Annotated in this window: 20 protein-coding genes; 17 read left to right on the top strand and 3 right to left on the bottom strand. The window is 72.3% G+C overall.

Going from position 1 to position 19,493, the window contains the following annotated elements:
• Nucleotides 1–4: 4 nt before the first annotated feature.
• Nucleotides 5–1,258 carry an endonuclease gene (locus tag ACSQ2D_RS12790; RefSeq protein ID WP_435986317.1) on the bottom strand — a complete coding sequence of 418 codons (1,254 nt, stop codon included), beginning with the start codon at nt 1,256–1,258 and terminating at the stop codon, nt 5–7.
• A gap of 230 nt (nt 1,259–1,488) precedes the next feature.
• Here ACSQ2D_RS12790 and hisD point away from each other — a divergent pair, with 230 nt between their 5' ends.
• From hisD to ACSQ2D_RS12750, 8 genes are all read left to right on the top strand, one after another.
• Nucleotides 1,489–2,856, top strand: a complete 1,368-nt coding sequence (gene hisD, locus ACSQ2D_RS12785) for a histidinol dehydrogenase (protein ID WP_435986316.1) — start codon at nt 1,489–1,491, stop codon at nt 2,854–2,856.
• A complete protein-coding gene (locus ACSQ2D_RS12780) occupies nt 2,853–4,022 on the top strand; it encodes a histidinol-phosphate transaminase (protein ID WP_435986315.1) in 1,170 nt (389 codons plus the stop codon). Before hisD ends, ACSQ2D_RS12780 begins: the two co-directional genes overlap by 4 nt.
• Complete coding sequence (gene hisB, locus ACSQ2D_RS12775) at nt 4,019–4,627, top strand: imidazoleglycerol-phosphate dehydratase HisB (protein ID WP_435986314.1); 609 nt, start codon at nt 4,019–4,021, stop codon at nt 4,625–4,627. The genes ACSQ2D_RS12780 and hisB overlap by 4 nt, the downstream gene beginning before the upstream one ends.
• A 16-nt stretch (nt 4,628–4,643) precedes the next feature.
• Entirely contained in the window at nt 4,644–5,282 is a 639-nt protein-coding gene (hisH, locus tag ACSQ2D_RS12770; protein WP_435986313.1) for an imidazole glycerol phosphate synthase subunit HisH, read from the top strand.
• 56 nt (nt 5,283–5,338) lie between these two features.
• Nucleotides 5,339–5,761 (top strand): hypothetical protein, encoded by a 423-nt coding sequence (locus tag ACSQ2D_RS12765; RefSeq protein WP_435986312.1) that lies wholly within the window; start codon nt 5,339–5,341, stop codon nt 5,759–5,761.
• Nucleotides 5,762–5,891: 130 nt separating this feature from the next.
• The gene (gene priA / locus ACSQ2D_RS12760) at nt 5,892–6,635 is read left to right on the top strand and encodes a bifunctional 1-(5-phosphoribosyl)-5-((5-phosphoribosylamino)methylideneamino)imidazole-4-carboxamide isomerase/phosphoribosylanthranilate isomerase PriA (protein ID WP_435986311.1); all 744 of its coding nucleotides are present in this window, start codon (nt 5,892–5,894) and stop codon (nt 6,633–6,635) included.
• Entirely contained in the window at nt 6,632–7,423 is a 792-nt protein-coding gene (locus tag ACSQ2D_RS12755) for an SseB family protein (protein WP_435986310.1), read from the top strand. Before priA ends, ACSQ2D_RS12755 begins: the two co-directional genes overlap by 4 nt.
• A gap of 26 nt (nt 7,424–7,449) precedes the next feature.
• A complete protein-coding gene (locus ACSQ2D_RS12750; protein WP_435986309.1) occupies nt 7,450–8,865 on the top strand; it encodes a DUF445 domain-containing protein in 1,416 nt (471 codons plus the stop codon).
• 29 nt (nt 8,866–8,894) lie between these two features.
• Here the strand turns inward: ACSQ2D_RS12750 and ACSQ2D_RS12745 are convergent, their stop codons facing one another.
• Nucleotides 8,895–9,356, bottom strand: a complete 462-nt coding sequence (locus ACSQ2D_RS12745) for a MarR family winged helix-turn-helix transcriptional regulator (RefSeq protein ID WP_435986308.1) — start codon at nt 9,354–9,356, stop codon at nt 8,895–8,897.
• A gap of 59 nt (nt 9,357–9,415) precedes the next feature.
• Between ACSQ2D_RS12745 and ACSQ2D_RS12740 the strand changes: the two genes are divergently transcribed.
• Both ACSQ2D_RS12740 and ACSQ2D_RS12735 read left to right on the top strand, forming a co-directional pair.
• Complete coding sequence (locus tag ACSQ2D_RS12740; RefSeq protein ID WP_435986307.1) at nt 9,416–9,844, top strand: organic hydroperoxide resistance protein; 429 nt, start codon at nt 9,416–9,418, stop codon at nt 9,842–9,844.
• 52 nt (nt 9,845–9,896) lie between these two features.
• The gene (locus ACSQ2D_RS12735; RefSeq protein WP_435986306.1) at nt 9,897–10,898 is read left to right on the top strand and encodes an NADP-dependent oxidoreductase; all 1,002 of its coding nucleotides are present in this window, start codon (nt 9,897–9,899) and stop codon (nt 10,896–10,898) included.
• A 101-nt stretch (nt 10,899–10,999) separates the two neighbouring features.
• Here the strand turns inward: ACSQ2D_RS12735 and ACSQ2D_RS12730 are convergent, their stop codons facing one another.
• Nucleotides 11,000–13,066, bottom strand: a complete 2,067-nt coding sequence (locus ACSQ2D_RS12730; protein WP_435986305.1) for an elongation factor G-like protein EF-G2 — start codon at nt 13,064–13,066, stop codon at nt 11,000–11,002.
• A gap of 126 nt (nt 13,067–13,192) precedes the next feature.
• Between ACSQ2D_RS12730 and ACSQ2D_RS12725 the strand changes: the two genes are divergently transcribed.
• The 7 genes from ACSQ2D_RS12725 to pheS all read left to right on the top strand — a co-directional run bounded on the left by ACSQ2D_RS12725 (nt 13,193) and on the right by pheS (nt 19,493).
• A complete protein-coding gene (locus ACSQ2D_RS12725; RefSeq protein WP_435986304.1) occupies nt 13,193–14,530 on the top strand; it encodes an MFS transporter in 1,338 nt (445 codons plus the stop codon).
• 324 nt (nt 14,531–14,854) lie between these two features.
• On the top strand, nt 14,855–15,457 hold the full coding sequence (gene infC / locus ACSQ2D_RS12720) for a translation initiation factor IF-3 (RefSeq protein ID WP_435986303.1): 603 nt from the start codon (nt 14,855–14,857) through the stop codon (nt 15,455–15,457).
• 105 nt (nt 15,458–15,562) lie between these two features.
• The gene (rpmI, locus tag ACSQ2D_RS12715; protein WP_020144695.1) at nt 15,563–15,757 is read left to right on the top strand and encodes a 50S ribosomal protein L35; all 195 of its coding nucleotides are present in this window, start codon (nt 15,563–15,565) and stop codon (nt 15,755–15,757) included.
• A gap of 96 nt (nt 15,758–15,853) precedes the next feature.
• Entirely contained in the window at nt 15,854–16,255 is a 402-nt protein-coding gene (gene rplT, locus ACSQ2D_RS12710) for a 50S ribosomal protein L20 (RefSeq protein WP_435986302.1), read from the top strand.
• A 49-nt stretch (nt 16,256–16,304) separates the two neighbouring features.
• Nucleotides 16,305–17,108 (top strand): TrmH family RNA methyltransferase, encoded by an 804-nt coding sequence (locus tag ACSQ2D_RS12705; RefSeq protein ID WP_435986301.1) that lies wholly within the window; start codon nt 16,305–16,307, stop codon nt 17,106–17,108.
• A gap of 38 nt (nt 17,109–17,146) precedes the next feature.
• Entirely contained in the window at nt 17,147–18,274 is a 1,128-nt protein-coding gene (locus ACSQ2D_RS12700; protein WP_435986300.1) for an ATP-binding protein, read from the top strand.
• Between the two features lie 109 nt (nt 18,275–18,383).
• Nucleotides 18,384–19,493: a phenylalanine--tRNA ligase subunit alpha gene (gene pheS / locus ACSQ2D_RS12695; protein WP_435987854.1), complete on the top strand. Its 1,110-nt coding sequence runs from the start codon at nt 18,384–18,386 to the stop codon at nt 19,491–19,493.

Below are 19,493 nucleotides of genomic sequence, written 5' to 3'. Positions count from 1 at the left end.
CGGGTCAGGAGCCGTAGATCGCCGTGACCCACTCCGGGTGGTCGATGAACGGGTTCCGGTTGTGCTGCCAGGTGTCGAAGATGACCTGGTTGCGGCGCTTCTCGAACGCGTCGGGCGGGTCCTGCAGGTTCCACTGCTTGAGCACCGAGAGCTTGCCGATGTAGGGCGCGGTGCCGTTGCCGACGAGGTTGTTGGGCTCGAGGTCGGCGAAGCCGTCACCGCCGTCCCAGCGCACCGCCATGTAGAGGATCATCCGGGCGACGTCGCCCTTGACGGCGTTCCGCGGCTCGAAGGAGTCCCCGTCGCTGAGGCAGCCGGTGCACTGCGACACCGCCGACCCGCCGAGGTCGAAGTCGAGGTTGCCGCGGGTGCTGTTGACCGTGACGTCCTCGGGACGCAGGTGGTGCACGTCGGTGCCGGGGCCGTTGACGGTGCCGAAGTCGCCGTGGCTCTTGGCCCAGACGTGCTCGCGGTTCCACTGGTCGACGCCGCCGCCGTTGTCGGACTTGGCGATCGAGCGTCCCGAGTAGATCTCGACGACGTTGCTCGTGTTGTTCGGGTCCTGGTCGGTGTCCTTGAGGGCGGTCCAGACCTGGTCGTAGGTCAGGGTCGTGACGCCGCTCGAGATGATCCGGTGCAGCTCGGTGTGCAGCGCCGAGCCGGACTTGCCGATGGCCGATGCGTAGTACGTCGAGTCGTAGGGGCTCGTCGTGCCGGTGGGGCTCGGGCTCGTCGTCGTGCTCGTCGGGCTCGTCGTCGTGGTCGTCGACGTGCCGCTGAACGCGAAGGCGCTCGTCGAGGTCATGCCCGGGTGGGAGAAGTACGCGGCCAGCGCACCCGTGACGTCGAGCTGGCGTCCCATGAGCGAGGGGTTGCTCCGCAGGCCCCACGAGGACCGGAACGCGGACGGGATCTGGACGTAGAGCATCCGGCTCGTCGACGTCTCGGAGGCGGAGTCGGCGATGGCGAGCGCGTAGTCGTTGGGGAAGCCCGACCGCACGACGGTGCTCGTCGCGGTCGGCTGTCCGACGACGTAGCCGCGGACGGTGGCGCTCTGACCGGTCTGCGAGCCGATGGCCTGGGAGACCGTCAGCGGGGAAGCCGCGGCGAGGGCCGGCACGGCGGCGACGTGGGGGACCGGCAGGGTCGTGGCCGGCGCGCCGGCGGCGCTCGTGAGGGCGACGCTCGGTGGGACGAGGGCGATGGCGAGGCCGGTGACGACGGCTGCGATGCGACGCCGGGGGATGACGACGGGCACGGGTTCTCCTGTCGGGACGGGAAGTCGGTGGGCTTGTGCGCCTCTCGCCCGGTCGGACGGCGGCAGCACGAGCGTGGCGGACCGCCCGTGAACGCCGGGTCAGTCGTTGGTCTGACCTTCGTCAGGGCCGGTCCAAGATTCGGCAGGCCGAGCGGTCGTCCCTGCGCCGCTCGCTCCGCACCCTGGACAGTGGTCAGCGCCCCGCGCGACGCCTTCTAGACTGGTGACCCATGATGTCCTCCCTCGACCTGCGCGGTCGCACGCTCGACGTGCGCTTCCTGCGCAAGGCCCTGCCACGAGCCGAGTTCGACGTCACGGCAGCCCTCGAGCAGGTGCGGCCGATCTGCGAGGACGTCGAGCATCGCGGGGCCGCCGCACTGCGCGACCTCGGCGAGCGGTTCGACGGCGTCCGGCCGACCCACCTGCGGGTGCCGCGGGCCGTGCTGCAGTCCGCCCTCGACCGCCTCGACCCCGACCTGCGTGCCGCGCTCGAGGAGTCGATCCGTCGCGCCCGCATCGTCCACGCCGACCAGCGCCGCACCGACACGACCACCGAGGTCGTGCCCGGCGGCACCGTGACCGAGCGCTGGGTCCCCGTCGACCGCGTCGGCCTCTACGTGCCCGGTGGCCTCGCGGTCTACCCGAGCAGCGTCATCATGAACGTCGTCCCGGCCCAGCTCGCGGAGGTCGGCTCGCTGGCCGTCGCCTCGCCGCCGCAGCGCGAGAACGTCGGCGAGTTCGCCGGCTACCCCAACCCGACGATCCTCGCGGCGTGCGCCCTGCTCGGCGTCGACGAGGTGTATGCCGTCGGCGGCGCCCAGGCGGTCGCGATGTTCGCGCACGGCTTCGTCGACGACGACCCGCAGTGGGGCGACGTCGACGGTGAGCAGGTCGTGTGCGACCCGGTGTCGCTCGTCACGGGGCCGGGCAACATCTGGGTCGTCGCCGCCAAGCGACTGCTCAAGGGGCTCATCGGCATCGATGCCGAGGCCGGCCCCACCGAGATCGCGATCCTCGCCGACGACTCCGCCGACCCCGACCACGTGGCGGCCGACCTCGTGAGCCAGGCCGAGCACGACCCGCTCGCGGCCTCCGTGCTCGTCACCGACAGTGAGGAGCTCGCAGAGGAGACCCGACGTGCCCTGGCGCGCCGGGTGCCCGCCACGAAGCACGCAGAGCGCGTCACCGAGGCCCTCGAGGGCACGCAGTCGCGCATCGTCCTCGTCGACGACGTCGACGCCGGCCTCGAGGTCGTCAACGCCTATGCCGCCGAGCACCTCGAGATCCAGACGCGCGACGCCGCGGGCGTCGCTGCCCGTGTGCGCAACGCGGGTGCCGTCTTCGTCGGTCCGCACAGCCCGGTCAGCCTCGGCGACTACGCCGCCGGGTCCAACCACGTGCTGCCCACCGCCGGCTGCGCGTGCCACTCGAGCGGCCTGTCCGTGCAGTCCTTCCTGCGTGGCATCCACGTCGTCGACTACGACGAGCCCGCGCTGCGGGACGTCGCCCGCCACGTCGTGACGCTCGCCCAGGCCGAGGACCTCCCGGCCCACGGCGAGGCCGTGACGGCGCGGTTCGGCGACGAGGTGCCCCGGTGAGCGAACGGCCGAGCGCCGCCGACGAGGTGCAGCGGCTGCTCCGTCCCGACCTGCGGGGTCGCACCCCGTACGGCGCGCCGCAGCTGGACGTGCCGGTGCGGCTCAACACGAACGAGAACTCCTACCCGGTGCCGCAGGTCGTCGTCGACGCCGTCGTCGCGGCCCTCGCCGACGACGTGGCCTCGCTCAACCGCTACCCCGACCGCGAGTTCACCGACCTGCGCAAGGCGCTGACGGCATACCTCGAGAAGCAGTCGGGGGTGTCGGTGACGCCCGAGCAGGTGTGGGCCGGCAACGGCTCCAACGAGGTGCTCTCGCACATCGTGCAGGCCTTCGGCGGCCACGGCCGGGTCGCGCTCGGCTTCACGCCGAGCTACTCGATGCACCCCATCATCAGCGAGACGCACGGCACGACGTGGGTCGACGGGCTTCGCTCTGCGGCAACCGATCCCGATGCCTTCGACCTCACCGCGGAGTCGGCAGCGCAGCAGGCGCGGGAGCACGACCCGTCGATCGTCTTCCTCTGTTCGCCCAACAACCCGACCGGCACGGCGCTGCCGTTCGACGTCATCGGTGCCGTGCTCGACGCGGCCCCGAACGCCGTCGTCGTCGTCGACGAGGCCTACGCCGAGTTCGCCCGCCCCGGCACGCGATCGGCGCTCACGCTGCTCGCCGAGCACCCTCGGCTCGTCGTGACGCGCACGATGAGCAAGGCGTTCGCCTTCGCGGGCGGCCGCCTCGGCTACCTCGTCGCGGCCCCGGAGCTCGTCGACGCGCTCCGTCTCGTGCGGCTGCCCTACCACCTGAGCAGCCCGACGCAGACGATCGCCCGGATCGCGCTCGAGCACGCCGACGTCATGCTCGGCACGGTCGAGGTCATCAAGCACCAGCGCGACCGCATCGTCGACCGTCTCGCCGAGCTCGGCGCGCGGCCCGTCGCCAGCGACAGCAACTTCGTCCTCTTCGGCGGACTCCGCGACGAGAAGGCCACGTGGAACGCCCTGCTCGACGAGGGAGTCCTGGTCCGCGACATGGGTATCGCCCACCACCTGCGCGTCACGGCGGGCAACCCCCACGAGACGACGGCATTCCTCGAGGCCATGACCCGCCTCGCTCCCACCCACGTCCTCCCCAGCAGCGCCGACCGGCAGGAGCCATCCGCATGAGCCCCACCAGCCGCACCGCGAAGATCAGCCGTGCGACGTCCGAGTCCTCCGTCGAGCTCTGGCTCGACCTCGACGGCACCGGCACGTCCGACATCTCGACCGGTGTGCCGTTCTACGACCACATGCTCCACTCGCTGAGCAAGCACTCGCTCATCGACCTCACGGTCAAGGCCACCGGTGACGTCGACGTCGACGTGCACCACACGGTCGAGGACACCGCGATCGTCCTCGGACAGGCCCTGCGCGAGGCGCTCGGAGACAAGTCCGGGATCTCCCGCTTCGGTGACGCCACCGTCCCGCTCGACGAGGCGCTGTGCCACGCCGTCGTCGACGTCGCCGGCCGTCCGTACGTCGTGCACGAGGGCGAGCCGGAGGGGCAGCAGTACGCCCTCATCGGTGGACACTTCACCGGCTCGATGACCCGTCACGTCCTCGAGTCCTTCGCCTACAACGCGGGCCTCTGCCTGCACGTGCGCGTCCTCGCCGGCCGCGACCCGCACCACATCGTCGAGGCGCAGTTCAAGGCCGTGGCGCGGGCGCTCCGGGCCGCCATCGCTCCCGACCCGCGCGTCGTCGGCATCCCGAGCGCCAAGGGAGCGCTCTGACGATGGTGGGTCGTCGATGAGCGCCGACGTCGTCGTCCTCGACTACGGCAGCGGCAACGTCCGTTCGGCGGTGCGCGCCCTCGAGCGCGTCGGCGCCACGGTCACCCTGACGTCCGACCCCGTCCGGGCGCTCGAGGCCGACGGCCTCTTCGTGCCAGGTGTCGGCAACTTCCACGCCTGCATCGCCGGACTCGCGGCGGCGCACGGTCCCCGCATCATCGGCCGGCGGATCAGCGGCGGCCGAGCCGTCCTCGGGGTCTGCGTCGGCATGCAGGCCCTCTTCGACGGCTCGACCGAGCCCTCCGACCACCCCCTCGAGGGGCTCGCGGAGTGGCCCGGCACCGTCGAGCGGCTCCCGGCCGACGTCGTGCCGCACATGGGCTGGTCCGAGGTCGAGGTCGCCGAGGGCTCGCGTCTCTTCGCCGGCGTCGAGCACGAGCGCTTCTACTTCGTCCACTCGTACGCGGTGCAGCAGTGGACGCTCGAGGCCACCGGCGCCTTCGCCCGCGTCGCGCCTGCGGTCACGTGGGCGCGCCACGGTGCGAAGTTCGTCGCCGCCGTCGAGAATGGGCCCCTGAGCGCGACCCAGTTCCACCCCGAGAAGTCCGGCGACGCTGGGCTGCACCTGCTCGAGAACTGGGTCCGCGACCTGTGACCGTGCCGACGTCCGCCGACTGACCGGCGGCCGCGGCCTCGACGAGGAGTGGACCCGTGGCGACGAGGAAGACGGCGAGCAGTGCGGGCAGGAAGCGCACGGCCAGGACGACGAGGAGCACGACGAGGCGGACCACGTCGTCGGCGAGGCGAACGTCGTCCGGCGCGCTCTACCCGAGGCGTCGGCGCAGCCAGCCGGGCCTGCCGACGACGGTGGGCACGGCGCTCGGCACGCTGGTCGTCACGACCCTGCTCGACCTGTCGTGGTCGGTGCGCATCGCCCTCGTCGTCGTGGTCGTCGTCGCCGGGCTGGGCTACGTCCTCTGGCGTCACCGGGCCGAGATCGCGGCCGCACCCAGCGCTGCAGAGGAAGGCGCAGGGGCGGCTGCCGACGCACCCCCAGCCCTGTCGGCGGGCACGGACACGCGTCCTGACGGGGCGTCCGGCGAGCCGGTGGACCCCGCCCCGCCGACAGCGTGAGGTGACACCCGACCCCGACGAGGTCGAGGGTGCCCGTCGACCCGGCCACGACGTGGGCCGGACGGCACGGGGGAGGTGGCCCACGGCATACTCGGGTGGCCACACCACGACCCGAGGAGCACACGACGCCATGACCGACCAGCCCCATCTCGAGCTGCTGCCCGCCGTCGACATCGCCGGTGGCCGTGCCGTCCAGCTGGTCCAGGGTGTCGCCGGCAGCGGTGGCGAGTTCGGCGACCCGTGGGAGGCGGCGCTGCGCTGGCAGGAGCAGGGCGCCGAGTGGATCCACCTCGTGGACCTCGACGCAGCATTCGGTCGCGGCAGCAACCGCGAGCTCATCGCCTCGATCGTCGGCCGGCTCGACCTGCAGGTCGAGCTCTCCGGTGGCATCCGCGACACGGACTCCCTCGACGCGGCGCTCGCCACCGGCTGCCGCCGCGTCAACATCGGCACCGCCGCGCTCGAGGACCCCGAGTGGACGGCGTCGATCATCGCCACGCACGGTGACCGCGTCGCCATCGGCCTCGACGTCCGGGGGACGACGCTCGCGGCCCGGGGATGGACCCGCGAGGGCGGGGACCTGTGGGACACGCTGGCGCGCCTCGACGCCGAGGGCTGTGCCCGCTACGTCGTCACCGACGTCAACAAGGACGGCATGCTCCAGGGTCCCAACGTCGACCTGCTCCGCGACGTGTGTGCCCGCACGGACCGTCCGGTCGTCGCCAGCGGCGGCGTCTCCACCCTCGAGGACATCGCGACGATCCGCGAGCTCGTCGGCGACGGGGTCGAGGGGGCCATCGTCGGCTCGGCCCTCTACCGCGGCGCGTTCACGCTGCCCGAGGCCCTCGACGTCGCCGGGCGCCCGGGCGCATGACCACACCGGCGCCCGGCTCGGGCCGTCACGACGAGCAGGGTCGTCCCGCCGACTCGGCCGGCCAGGCGTGGGAGGGCAAGTCGATCCCGTCCCACGGCTTCTCCGGCGACCCGGGCGCGGCCGACGCGGCGCTCGTCGCGGCGCTGGTGGCGGCACACGCGACCCCGGGCGACGACGCGGAGACCGCCGTCATGGAGCACGTCGCGCAGGCGCGCTGGCTCGTGCCCGTCGTCGCCGTGGCGTCGGAGGTCGACGACTCCGGGGCGCACGCCGTCGACACGCGCAGCGACATGGCCGCCGTCACGCTGACGTCCCCCGACGGGTCGCGGGCGCTGCCGATGTTCACCTCCCTCGAGAGCCTCGCCGCGTGGGACGCCGGCGCCCGGCCCGTGCCGGTGCGCGCGGCCGCCGCCGCGCAGGCGGCGATCAGCGAGGACTGCCACGTGCTCCTCGTCGACGTCGCCTCGTCCCACGCGACGGTGCTGCGGCCGAGCATGCTGTGGGCGCTCGCGCAGGAGCGGGCGTGGGAGCCCAGCCACCGGGACGCCCATGTCGCGGCGGCCGTGCGAGCGGCCGTCGAGCGCGAGCCGCAGGTCACGAGCCACCGACTGGAGGCCGGAGACCCGGCTGGGGCCGGCGTGCTGCGGGTCGTGCTGACCCTCGAGCCGGGCCTCGACGCCGCCCTCGTCGGGGCCGTCGCGACACGGATCGGGGAGCGCATCGCGACCGACGGCGAGACCCGTGCGAGGATCGATGCTCTGACCTTCGCGCTCGAAGCGGCGCGCTGAGCACATCACCCGTGGAGGTGCCGGACGTGGACACCACACCCCAGGCGACTCGGGAGCGCGACCCCGAGGTCCCTCCCGCGACGGGCGGCGCCGCAGCAGCCCGCGACGCCTCGACCGGCCCCGGCCGTTCCGGCGGGCGGTCGGGCGGACGCTCGAGCGGACGGTCGGGAGGCGCCAGCGGCCCTCTTGGCTTCATCGTCGACCCGGCCCTCGACGCCCAGCGCCGCCGTGACCTCCGGCAGATGCGGCTCGTCGCCACCGGGCTCCTCGTGTTCGCCGCCATCGTCTACGTCCTCACCCGCGGACACGACGACGGCCTGCTCGGCTTCGTCAACGCCGGTGCCGAGGCCTCGATGGTCGGCGCCTGCGCCGACTGGTTCGCCGTGACCGCGATCTTCCGGCACCCGCTCGGCCTGCCGATCCCGCACACGGCCCTCATCCCGCGCAAGAAGGAGATGATCGGGCGCAGCCTCGAGGAGTTCGTCAGCGAGAACTTCATGCGCGAGGACATCATCCGTGAGCGGGTGCTCGACGCCGAGCCCACCCGGCGGGCGGCCGAGTGGGCCCTTGCCCCCGGTCACGCGAAGCGGCTCGTCGACGAGGTGGCCACGGTCACGGTCCACGCGCTGCACCGCATCCCCGACGAGGACGTCCGCGCCGTCATCGAGCAGGCCCTGCTCCCGCGTCTCGCGCAGGAGCCGATCAGCTCCCTGGCCGGTGGGCTGCTCGACCAGGTGGTGCGCGACGAGGCGCACGTCGGCCTCGTCGACCTCGCGCTCGACGAGGTCCGCGTCTGGCTCGTCGACAACGAGGACGTCTTCGAGTCGCTCATCACGCAGCGTGCTCCGGCGTGGGTGCCCGACGCGATCAACGACATCGTGGCCCGCAAGGTCCACGTCGAGGCGCTCAAGTGGCTCGCCGACATCCGCAACGACCCGCGGCACGACGTGCGCCTCGCGCTCGACAAGCTGCTCATCGACCTCGCCGACGACCTCCAGCACGACCCGGTGACGCAGGTCAAGGCCGAGCGCCTCAAGGAACGGGTCCTGTCGCACCCGCAGGTGGCCGACACGGCGATGTCGCTGTGGGGCTCGCTCCGCGCCGTCGTCGTCGCCGCCCTCGAGGACGAGGACGGGCCGGTGCGCGCCCGCGCCGTCACCGAGGTGGCGGCGCTGGCCGAGCGGCTGCTCGCCGACGCGTCGTTGCGCGAGCGCATCGACACCCGCATCTGCGACGCGACGATCTACGCGATCGACCGCTACGGCACCGAGCTGACGAGGATCATCAGCGACACCGTCGACCGCTGGGACGGCAAGGAGACGGCCGAGCGCGTCGAGCTCCAGGTGGGTCGCGACCTGCAGTTCATCCGCATCAACGGCACCCTCGTCGGCGGGCTCATCGGGATGCTCATCCACGCCGTCTCGATCGTGCTGCCCTCCTGAGGTGGCCCTGCCGGTCGACCCGGACGCGTTCAGACCCCGGTGTCGAGCCGTTCGGTGACCTGGCGGAGCGTGCGGTGCAGGTCCAGCAGCTCCTGCCGCGAGAGCCCGCTGCGGACCGCGATCTGGTGCGGCAGGTCGCCGAGGCCCGCGAGGCGGGCGCGGCCCGCGGCGGTCGCCGACACGAGGACGCGGCGCTCGTCCTCGGGGTCGCGGACGCGTTCCACGAGCCCGGCTGCCTCCATCCGCTTGAGCAGCGGCGACAGCGTCCCCGAGTCGAGGCGCAGGTGCTCGCCGAGACGGCTCACGGTGAGCGGCCCGTGCTCGCCGACCGCCATGAGGGCGATGTACTGCGGGTAGGAGAGCCCGTGCTCCGACAGCAGCTCGCGGTAGACGGCGTCGAAGGCGCGCACGGTCGTGTGCATGGCGTAGCAGATCTGCTGCTCGAGGCTCAGGGTGCCGGTCGCGGCGGACGGTGGATTGGACGGGCTCATGACCCAAGCGTACTATCAAATTGCGCACAATTTAATTGTTGGCAATACAAGGAGCATCGATGAGCACCACCACCCAGACCGCCCAGTACGTCGCCTCGGCCACCGCCTCCGGACGTGAGGGCCGTGCCGTCACCTCCGACGGCCGCCTCGACGTCACGCTCGCCGCACCCCGCGAGCTCGGCGGCAGCGGGGACGGCACGAATCCCGAGCAGCTCTTCGCCGCGGGGTATGCCGCGTGCTTCGCGAGCGCTCTCGGGCTCGTCGCGCGCAAGCGCCGCGTCGAGGACTTCGACGTCGCCGTGACCGCCGACGTCAGCCTCTCCGGGTCGTCGGGCACCGGCTTCGGACTCGGGGTCGTCCTCCACGTCGAGCTGCCCGAGGGCCTCGACCCCCAGCTGGCCCGTGAGCTCGTCGACACCGCACACCAGGTGTGCCCCTACTCCAACGCCACGCGTGGCAACATCCCCGTCGAGATCGTCGTCGACTGACCGCCGGCGCCACACGCAACGACCCAGCACCCCTGTCCCAGAAGGAGACCCGATGACCAACCCCCGTGAGGTCCAGCTCGTCAGCCGCCCCGTCGGCTGGCCCACCCCTGACGACTTCGCCCTCGTCGAGAGCGCGCCCGTCGACCTCGCCGACGGCCAGGTCCGCGTCCGCAACGAGGTCATGTCGGTCGACCCCTACATGCGGGGTCGGATGAGCGACGCCAAGTCCTACGCCGAGCCGTATGCGTTGGGCGAGGCCATGCACGGCGGCGCGGTCGGCGTCGTCACCGAGTCGCGGGCCGACGGCGTCGCCGTCGGCGACCACGTCCTGCACGGCCTCGGCTGGCGCGAGGAGGCCGTCGTCGACGGCCCCGCCGTCCGCGTCGTCGACACGTCGGTGGCCCCGGCGTCCGCCTACCTCGGCGTGCTGGGCATGACCGGCCTCACGGCATACGCCGGCCTGACGCGCGTCGCCCGGATCAAGGAGGGCGACGTCGTCTTCGTGTCCGGCGCCGCAGGCGCCGTGGGCAGCGTCGTCGGGCAGATCGCCAAGGCGCTCGGCGCGAGCCGTGTCATCGGCAGTGCCGGCTCCCAGGAGAAGGTCGACCACCTCCTGCACGACCTCGGTTTCGACGCCGCGTTCAACTACAAGGACGGCCGTGTCTCCGACCTGCTCCGCGAGGCGGCACCCGACGGCATCGACGTCTACTTCGACAACGTCGGCGGCGACCACCTCGAGGCCGCGATCGGCTCGCTGCGCCTCGGCGGCCGGATCGCGATCTGCGGCGCGATCTCGGTCTACAACAACACCGAGCCGGCCCCGGGGCCGCGCAACCTGGCGCGCCTCATCCAGACCCGCGGCACCATCACGGGCTTCCTCGTCGGCGACCACTGGGACCTCGCCGGCGAGTACGCCCAGCGCGCGGCCGGGTGGATCGCGGAGGGCACGCTCACATCGCGCGAGACGTTCGGCGACGGGATCGACCACGCGGTCGACGCCTTCCTCGGCGTCCTGCGCGGGGAGAACGTCGGCAAGATGGTCGTCCGCCTCTGAGGCGCACGACCCGGACGTCCGACGGACGCATCGGAGGAGGGCGGGTGCTGCGGCGCCCGCCCTCCTCCGTTCTCGCACGTGCTCGCACGTCCTCGCGCCGCTCAGCCCCCGAGCAGCTCCTTGGCCTTGTCGGCCGGCAGCAGGTCGTGGCGCAGCGGCTCGCGCACGAACGACCCGGTGCCGTGCGACACCGAGCGCAGGTCGATGGGATAGCGCGACAGCTCGGCCTGCGGCACCTCGGCGTGCACGACGGTCCAGCCGCCCTCGGGGCCCATCCCGTCGGCCGGCTCGGTGCCGAGCACCTGGCCCCGCCGTCCACGCAGGTCCGACATCACCGCGCCGAGGTACTCGTCGGCGATGGTGATGTCGACGCGGTCGATCGGCTCGAGCAGTGCCATCGTCGAGGCGTTCGCGGCCTCCTTGAGGGCCAGCGCCGCGGCCGTCTGGAAGGCCACGTCGGACGAGTCGACGGAGTGCGACTTGCCGTCGGTGAGCGTGACGCGCACGTCGACGACCGGGTGGCCGGTGAGCAGCCCCTTCTCGAGCTGGAGCCGGGCGCCCTTCTCGACGGACGGGATGAACTGGCGCGGCACAGAGCCGCCGACGACCTTGTCGACGAACTCGAAGCCCGCGCCCCGCGGGAGCGGCTCGATGTCGATCGAGCACACGGCGTACTGTCCGTGGCCGCCCGACTGCTTGACGTGGCGGCCCTGCACCGAGCACCGGCGCACGAAGGTCTCGCGCAGCGAGGTCCGGTAGGGCTCGGCCGTCACGGTGACGCCGTAGCGCTCGGCGAGCTGGCCGATGAGGTCGTCGACGTGCGCCTGGCCCATCGTCCAGAGGACCACCTGGTCGGTCTCGTGGGAGTGCTCCATGCGCATCGTCACGTCCTCGGCCACGAGTCGCTGCAGGGCGCCACCGAGCTTGTCGTCGTCGGACTTCGTCGCGGCGCGGATCGCGACGGGCAGCTGCGGCTCGGGCAGCAGCCACGGGGCGACGACCGCGGGCCGGTCGACCGAGGAGAGGGTGTCGGAGGTCTCGGCCCGGGTCAGCTTGGTCACGAGCACGAGGTCACCGGCGATGGCGGTGCCCCGCGGGCGGTGCCCGTCGACGAAAGGTGACGCGAGCGGGCCCACGCGCTCGTCGTCGTCGTGGGCCGGGTGGCCGGCGACCTCGTGCCCGACGAAGTCCCCGAGGTGACCCGAGACGTGCACGGTCTCGTCGACCCGCAGCGTCCCCGAGAAGACCCGCACGAGCGACAGGCGCCCGACGTAGGGGTCGGTCGTCGTGCGCACGACCTCGGCCACGAGTGGCTGGGACGGGTCGCACGCCACCCCGGACACGGGACCACCGACGGGTGAGGTGACGGCCGGGAGCGGGTGCACGGTCGGGTCGGGGAAGGCCTGCTCGACCATCGCGAGCAGCTCCTCGACGCCCGCGCCGGTGAGCGGTGACACCGGGACGATGGGGAAGAAGGTTCCCTGCGCGATGGCGGTGCGCAGGTCGCCGAGCAGCGACTCGGTGTCGATGGTCTCGCCCTCGAGGTAGCGGTCGAGCAGGGTCGCGTCCTCGGACTCCTCGATGACGGACTCGATGAGGGCGGACCTCGCGTCCTCGTGCTCGTCGGACGTCTCGCCGGTCAGCAGGCCCACGACCCCGGTGACCGAGCCGTCCTCGACGACGGGCCAGTGCGTGGCCCGGGCGTCGCCGAACGTGCGACGACACGTCTCGACGGTCGCGGCGAAGTCGGCGCGCGGCTGGTCGAGGTGCGTCACGACGACCGCTCGTGGCATGCCGACGGCCGCGCACTCACGCCACAGCAGCGACACGGGTCGGTCGATGTCGTCGGCGCCCGAGATGACGAAGACCGCGGCGTCGGCGGCCCGGAGACCGGCGCGGAGGTCCCCGACGAAGTCGGGGTAGCCGGGGGTGTCCAGGAGGTTGAGGGTGACCGGGCCGGACTCGAACGAGGCGGCGGTGAGGGTCGTGGTGCGGACGTGGTCACCCGTACCGGTGCGCTGACCGGGGACACGTGCCGCGACGAGCGCCTCGAAGAGTGCGGTCTTTCCGGCCCCGCCGGGTCCGACCAGCACGACGTTGCGGATGTCCTGCGGCGAGGCGGGGTTGGGGGCCGCAGGAAGGTCTGATCTGCCGGGCGTCTTTGCCATGCCCCCACCCTTCACCTGTCGCCCAGCCGTCACAAGACCCCGGGAGTATGCCGGCCGACACCTCCCGCGCGTCCCGTCCGGCAAACCCGCGTGCGGACCGTCGGCGCGAGGTGACAGGCTGGCGCCATGGATCTGGGGGCCTACCGGCCGGTGCTGGCCAACCGGGACACGCGCAACGCGCTGCTGCTCGGCTTCCTCATCCGCGTGCCCATGTGGGCGGGCGGGGTGATCCTCACCCTCCACGTCGTGTCGTCCCTCGGGCGCAGCTACGGCGCGGCGGGCCTGGTCACCGCCGCGTCGACCGTCGCCATCGCCGTCTCGGGCCCGTGGCGAGGCCGCCTGCTCGACCGGATCGGCCTGCGCCGCACCGTCGGTCCCTCTCTCGTGGTCCAGGTCGTCTGCTGGTCGATCGCGCCGTGGGTGGGCTACGCCCCGCTCGTCGCCTTCGCGGCGCTCGCCGGGCTCTTCGTCGTGCCGACCTTCTCGATCCTGCGCCAGGTCATCATCCGGTCGGTGCCGAGCGAGCAGCGCCGCACGGCCCTCTCGCTCGACTCGTCGGCGACCGAGCTGTCGTTCATGGCAGGTCCCGCCATCGGCGTGTGGCTCGCGACGTCCTGGGACACGGCGTGGGCCCTGCTCGTGTGCGAGCTCGCCTCCGCCGCAGCGGGACTCGTCCTGTGGGTCGTCAACCCTCGCCTGACGTCGGAGCCCGGTCACGGAGACGCCGGCGCCGACCGTGGGCCGACGGGGGAGTCCGGTGCCCTGGACGAGCAGGGCGAGGCCGCCCGGGCCGAGTCCATCGCCGCCCCGGCCGTTCCCGACGACCCCGCGCCGAGCCGGCGGGTCCGCGGCTTCATCACGGTCCCGGTCGCCGCGGTCTACCTCGCCGCCGCCTGCTCGACCCTGGTCCTCAGCGGCACCGACGTGGGCATCGTCGCCGCGCTGCGCTCCTTCGGGGCCACCGGCTCGATCGGCTGGGTCCTCGCGCTCTGGGGCGCCGGGTCCCTCGTGGGCGGCATCCTCTACGGCGCCTGGCACCGGTCCTTCTCCGTCTTCTGGCTCCTGGGTGGGCTGGCGGCCACGACCGCCCCCGTCGCCCTTGCCGTCGGCGTGCCGAGCTTCGCCGTGCTCATCACGGTGTCCGGCTTCCTGTGCGCCCCGACCATCACGGCGACGGTCGAGCAGCTGAGCCGTCAGGTCCCGGAGCGGTTCCGGGGAGAGATGATGGGCTGGCACGGGTCGGCCATGACGGCCGGCTCGGCCGTCGGCGCCCCCGTGGCCGGCTTCGCGATCGACCAGGGCGGCTGGCAGTGGGGGTTCCTCGTCGTGTCCGCGCTCGGTGTCCTCGTCGCCGTCGCCGGCCTCATCGGGTCGCGCACCACTCGGAGGTCGGGCCGGCGGGCGAGCGGCGGCGCCGCCACCGATTCGGAGCACGGCGTCACGACTGCTAGCATGGAGCACTGACCAGCCGTCACCCATGCTCCCGCTCCGGCGGAGGCCGGTGACGACGTGCAAGAGAAGCTCGCTTCCACCCGCGTCGACCTCACGGTCGCCGGGTCAAGGTCTGCTCGACCGGATGCCGTCCGCGGCATGCGCCTCGAGCCGTGTGACGCGACGGCGACCGTCCGGCATACGCGACCCTTGGGCTCCTCGTGCACACACGGGGAGCCCTTTTCTCGTTGTGGTCGCAGCAGGACAGGCACCACCCCGTCTGGTCACACCATTCATCGAACTTAGGAGCACCACATCAGCGAGCCTCGCATCAACGAGCGCATCCGGGTCCCGGAAGTGCGCTTGGTTGGCCCCAACGGCGAGCAGGTCGGCATCGTCCGCGTCGAGGACGCGCTGCGTCTGGCCGAGGAGGCGAACCTCGACCTCGTCGAGGTGGCCCCCATGGCCAAGCCGCCGGTCGCCAAGCTCATGGACTTCGGCAAGTTCAAGTACGAAGCCGCCATGAAGGCACGGGAAGCGCGCAAGAACCAGGTCAACACGGTCATCAAGGAGATCAAGCTCCGTCCGAAGATCGACCCGCACGACTACGGCACCAAGAAGGGCCACGTCGAGCGGTTCCTCAAGGCCGGCGACAAGGTCAAGGTGACGATCATGTTCCGCGGTCGCGAGCAGTCGCGTCCCGAGCTCGGTCGCCGCCTGCTCGAGCGTCTCGCCGACGACATCGCCGAGCTCGGCTTCGTCGAGTCGGCCCCGAAGCAGGACGGCCGCAACATGATCATGGTGATCGGCCCGACCAAGAAGAAGGCGGAGGCCAAGGCCGAGCAGCGTCGCTCCCGCGAGCAGCACGACCAGCGCCCCGCGAGCGAGCCGGCCGCGTCCGGCGAGCAGCCGGAGGCCCAGGCCCCGCAGACCGACGAGGCCACCGCCGCCGCCGAGTGATCGGCGGGCGGTGACCCGCCGGAGGCGCGAGCCCAGTCTCGAGCCACCGGCACGACACACCACGTGCGTCCACTGGCGCACGCAACACGAAGGAGATCGGCCCCCATGCCGAAGATGAAGACGCACAGCGGTGCGAAGAAGCGTTTCCGCCTCACCGGCACCGGCAAGGTCATGCGTGAGCAGGCCGGCGGTCGCCACCTGCTCGAGCACAAGTCGAGCAAGAAGATGCGTTCCATCGCGAACGACGTCGAGCTCGCCAAGCCGGACGCCAAGAAGGCCAAGAAGCTCCTCGGCAAGTGAGCCGGGACCCCCACCCATCAGCGATTCGCTGAGCAGCCGGGTCTCCGGTAAGCCAGCAGCAGCAAGCACTGCGTCAAGCAGAGAAGGAGTATTCACGTGGCACGCGTGAAGCGGGCGGTCAACGCCCAGAAGAAGCGTCGAGTCGTTCTCGAGCGCGCCAGCGGCTACCGCGGTCAGCGGTCGCGCCTCTACCGCAAGGCCAAGGAGCAGGTCACCCACTCGCTGGGTTACGCCTACCGTGACCGTCGCGCCAAGAAGGGTGACTTCCGCCGCCTCTGGATCCAGCGCATCAACGCCGCGGCCCGCGCCAACGGCATGACCTACAACCGGTTCATGCAGGGCCTCAAGGTCGCCGGTGTCGAGGTCGACCGCAAGATCCTCGCGGACCTCGCCGTCAACGACGCGCCGGCCTTCGCCGCGCTCGTCGAGCTCTCCCGCGCCAACGTCCCGGCCGCTGTCAACGCAGCCGAGGCGAAGGTCGCCGGCGACGCCGCCTGAGCGACGTCGACCGACGACGCACCAGCATCACGAGCGCCGGGACACCCCCGTGCTGACCAACACCCGATCCGATCGGGTCAAGGCGGTGCGGGCGCTGTCCCGGCGCTCGGTGCGTTCGCGCACGGGTGAGTTCCTCGCCGAGGGGCCCCAGGCCGTCCGTGAGGCGGTCGCCTTCCGTCCCGACCTCGTCCACGACGTCTACGTGACGCCCGAGGCGGCCGAGCGGCACCCCGCCATCGTCGAGGCCGCCCGCTCCGCCGAGCTCTGGGTGCACGAGGTGACCCCGGAGGTCCTTGCCGCCATGTGCGACACGGAGTCCCCGCAGGGGATCGCCGCCGTGTGCCGGGTGCTCGACGTGCCGCTCGACGCCGTCCTCGCGGACCTGCCGCCGGACGCGCTCGTGTGCGTCCTGACGAACGTCCGTGACCCCGGCAACGCCGGCACCGTCATCCGGGGCGCCGACGCGGCCGGCGCCGATGCCGTCATCGTCAGCGACGCGAGCGTCGACGTCTACAACAGCAAGGTCGTCCGGTCGACCGTCGGGTCCCTGTGGCACCTTCCCCTCAGCCTCGGCGCGTCCGTGCCCCACATCCTCGCGGCGCTGCGTGAGCGCGGGGTCAGGCTGCTCGCCGCCGACGGGGCGGGGACGACGCTGCTCCACGACGCCGACCTCTCCGGGGCCCACGCCTGGGTCATGGGCAACGAGGCGTGGGGACTGCCGCAGGAGGTGCGCGACGCCTGTGACGACGTCGTCCGTGTCCCCATCCACGGCCACGCGGAGTCGCTCAACCTCGCCATGGCCGCGACGATCTGTCTCTACGCCTCCGCCGAGGCGCGCCGCACGAGCCGCTGACCGACCCCTCCCGGCAGCCTCATGGCTATCCTCGGGCCATGACCTCCGTCGACGGGACCGGTGCGCAGCTGCCCGGATCGGCGGGCGCGACGGCCCCGGTCGCCATGTTGGGCGAGCTGCTCCCCGACGGGCTCGTCGTCATCGGCGGCGACCGGCACATCCGGTTCGCCAACGCCGAGGCGCTGCGCATCCTCGACTGCGACCACGCCGACGTCGTCGGTCGCACGCTCCACGAAGGGCTGCCGCTCACCGACAAGTACGGGCGGGACTGGTGGGCGCACACCGACCCCTGGAACGGCCTGGCCACGCGGCCCGGCCATCGCGAGAAGCTGCTCGTCGCACCCAAGGGCCAGGACGTCCTCGTCACGGCGCGCTACGTGCGGTCCGAGCCGGGCGGCACGGTCGAGCGGGTCATGCTCGGGCTGCGTGACGCCGAGGCGCGGCAGCGGGCCGAGCGCGACCAGGCGACGGTCCTGTCCACCGTGGCGCACGAGCTGCGCGCCCCGCTGACGTCGGTGACCGGCTTCACGAGCAGCCTCCTACGCCGCTGGGACCGTTTCACCGACGAGCAGAAGCGCCTCATGATCGAGACGATCGAGGCCGACGCCACCCGCCTGACCCGGCTCATCACGGAGCTGCTCGACATCTCGCGCCTCGACTCCGACAGCCTCAACCTGCGGCGGGGTCCCGTCGACCTTCACGCCCTGCTGACGACGCACGTCGTGCGCTACGAGCTCGGTCGCTCGTCCGGGGTCGTCCAGCTCGGGCTCGGGGAGGCCGCCCTCGCCGACGGGCTGCCGGAGATGTGGGCCGACACCGACCGCCTCGAGCAGATCTTCTTCAACCTCATCGAGAACGGCCTGCTGCACGGCGCCGGCAAGGTCACGGTGACCCTCGACCGCGGCGGTGCCCTCGGCGAGGCGCCGGAGTCGGTGGTCGTCGAGGTCGACGACGAGGGGGACGGCATACCCCCGTCCGACCGCGAGAAGATCTTCGGGCGCTTCTGGCACGGCCCCTCCAACGCGAGCACCGGCCTGGGTCTCTACGTCGTGCGGGGTCTCGTCGAGGCCCACGGCGGCTCGGTGCTCGTCAGCGACAACGACGCCGGCGGCGCGCGCTTCGTCGTGACGCTCCCGGCGGGGCTGCCCGACGTCGTCGGCAGCTGACCCTCCGCTGGGCGGATGGGCCGGCACGCCGGTTCGACGCCGCCCCTAGACTGGGCACCCGCACGACAGCCACCCCGTGAACCCGAGCGAGAGCAGCGAACGCACGCCGATGTCCGGACCCAACACGAACTACGACCCGGTCGAGGTCTCCGCGCTCGACCCGGCGAACGTCGACGCAGCGGTGCAGGACGCCCTCGCCGCGATCAGCGCGGCCGCGTCCCTCGACGACCTCAAGGCCGCCCGCATCGCCCACCAGGGCGAGAAGAGCCCGCTCGCCCTCGCCAACCGCGAGATCGGCGCCCTGCCGCCGAGCGCCAAGGCCGAGGCCGGCAAGCGCGTCGGACAGGCCCGGGGTCGCGTCGGACAGGCCCTGGCCGTCCGACAGGCCGAGCTCGAGGCCGAGCGTGACGAGCGCATCCTCGTCGACGAGCGCGTCGACGTCACCCTCCCGGCGCTCCGTCGCGAGCCCGGAGCACGCCACCCGATCGAGCTCGTCTCGCAGCGCCTCGTCGACGCCTTCGTCGGCATGGGCTGGGAGGTCGCGGAGGGCCCGGAGCTCGAGAGCGAGTGGCTCAACTTCGACGCCCTCAACCTCGGGCCCGACCACCCCGCCCGGCAGATGCAGGACACCTTCTTCCTCGACCCCGTCGACTCCGGTCTCGTCCTGCGCACGCAGACGTCACCGGTCCAGATCCGGACGATGCTCGAGCAGGAGCCGCCGATCTACGTCGTGGCGCCCGGCAAGGTGTTCCGCACCGATGACCTCGACGCGACGCACACGCCGGTGTTCCACCAGATCGAGTGCCTCGCCATCGACAAGGGCCTGACCATGGCCCACCTGCGCGGCGCGCTCGACGCGTTCGTGCGCATCATGTTCGGCGAGGAGACGCGCACCCGCGTCCGCGCGAACTACTTCCCGTTCACCGAGCCGAGCATGGAGACCGACTTCCTCTGCTTCGCCTGCCACGGCGAGGAGACGTGGGGCAGCGCCGAGCCGTGCCGCACGTGCGGCGGCTCCGGGTGGATCGAGCTCGGCGGCTCCGGCATGGTCAACCGCAAGGTGCTGCGGACGTGCGGCATCGACCCGGACGTCTACTCCGGCTTCGCCTTCGGGCTCGGCATCGAGCGGGCGCTCCAGCTACGTCACGGGGTCCAGGGGATGCACGAGATCGTCGAGGGCGACGTCCGCTTCTCGCGGCAGTTCGGGATGGGGGTCTGA

The organism is Terrabacter sp. LjRoot27 (genome assembly GCF_964254175.1).
Lineage (GTDB): Bacteria > Actinomycetota > Actinomycetes > Actinomycetales > Dermatophilaceae > Terrabacter.
This window is presented reverse-complemented; position numbering and strand designations above follow the sequence as displayed.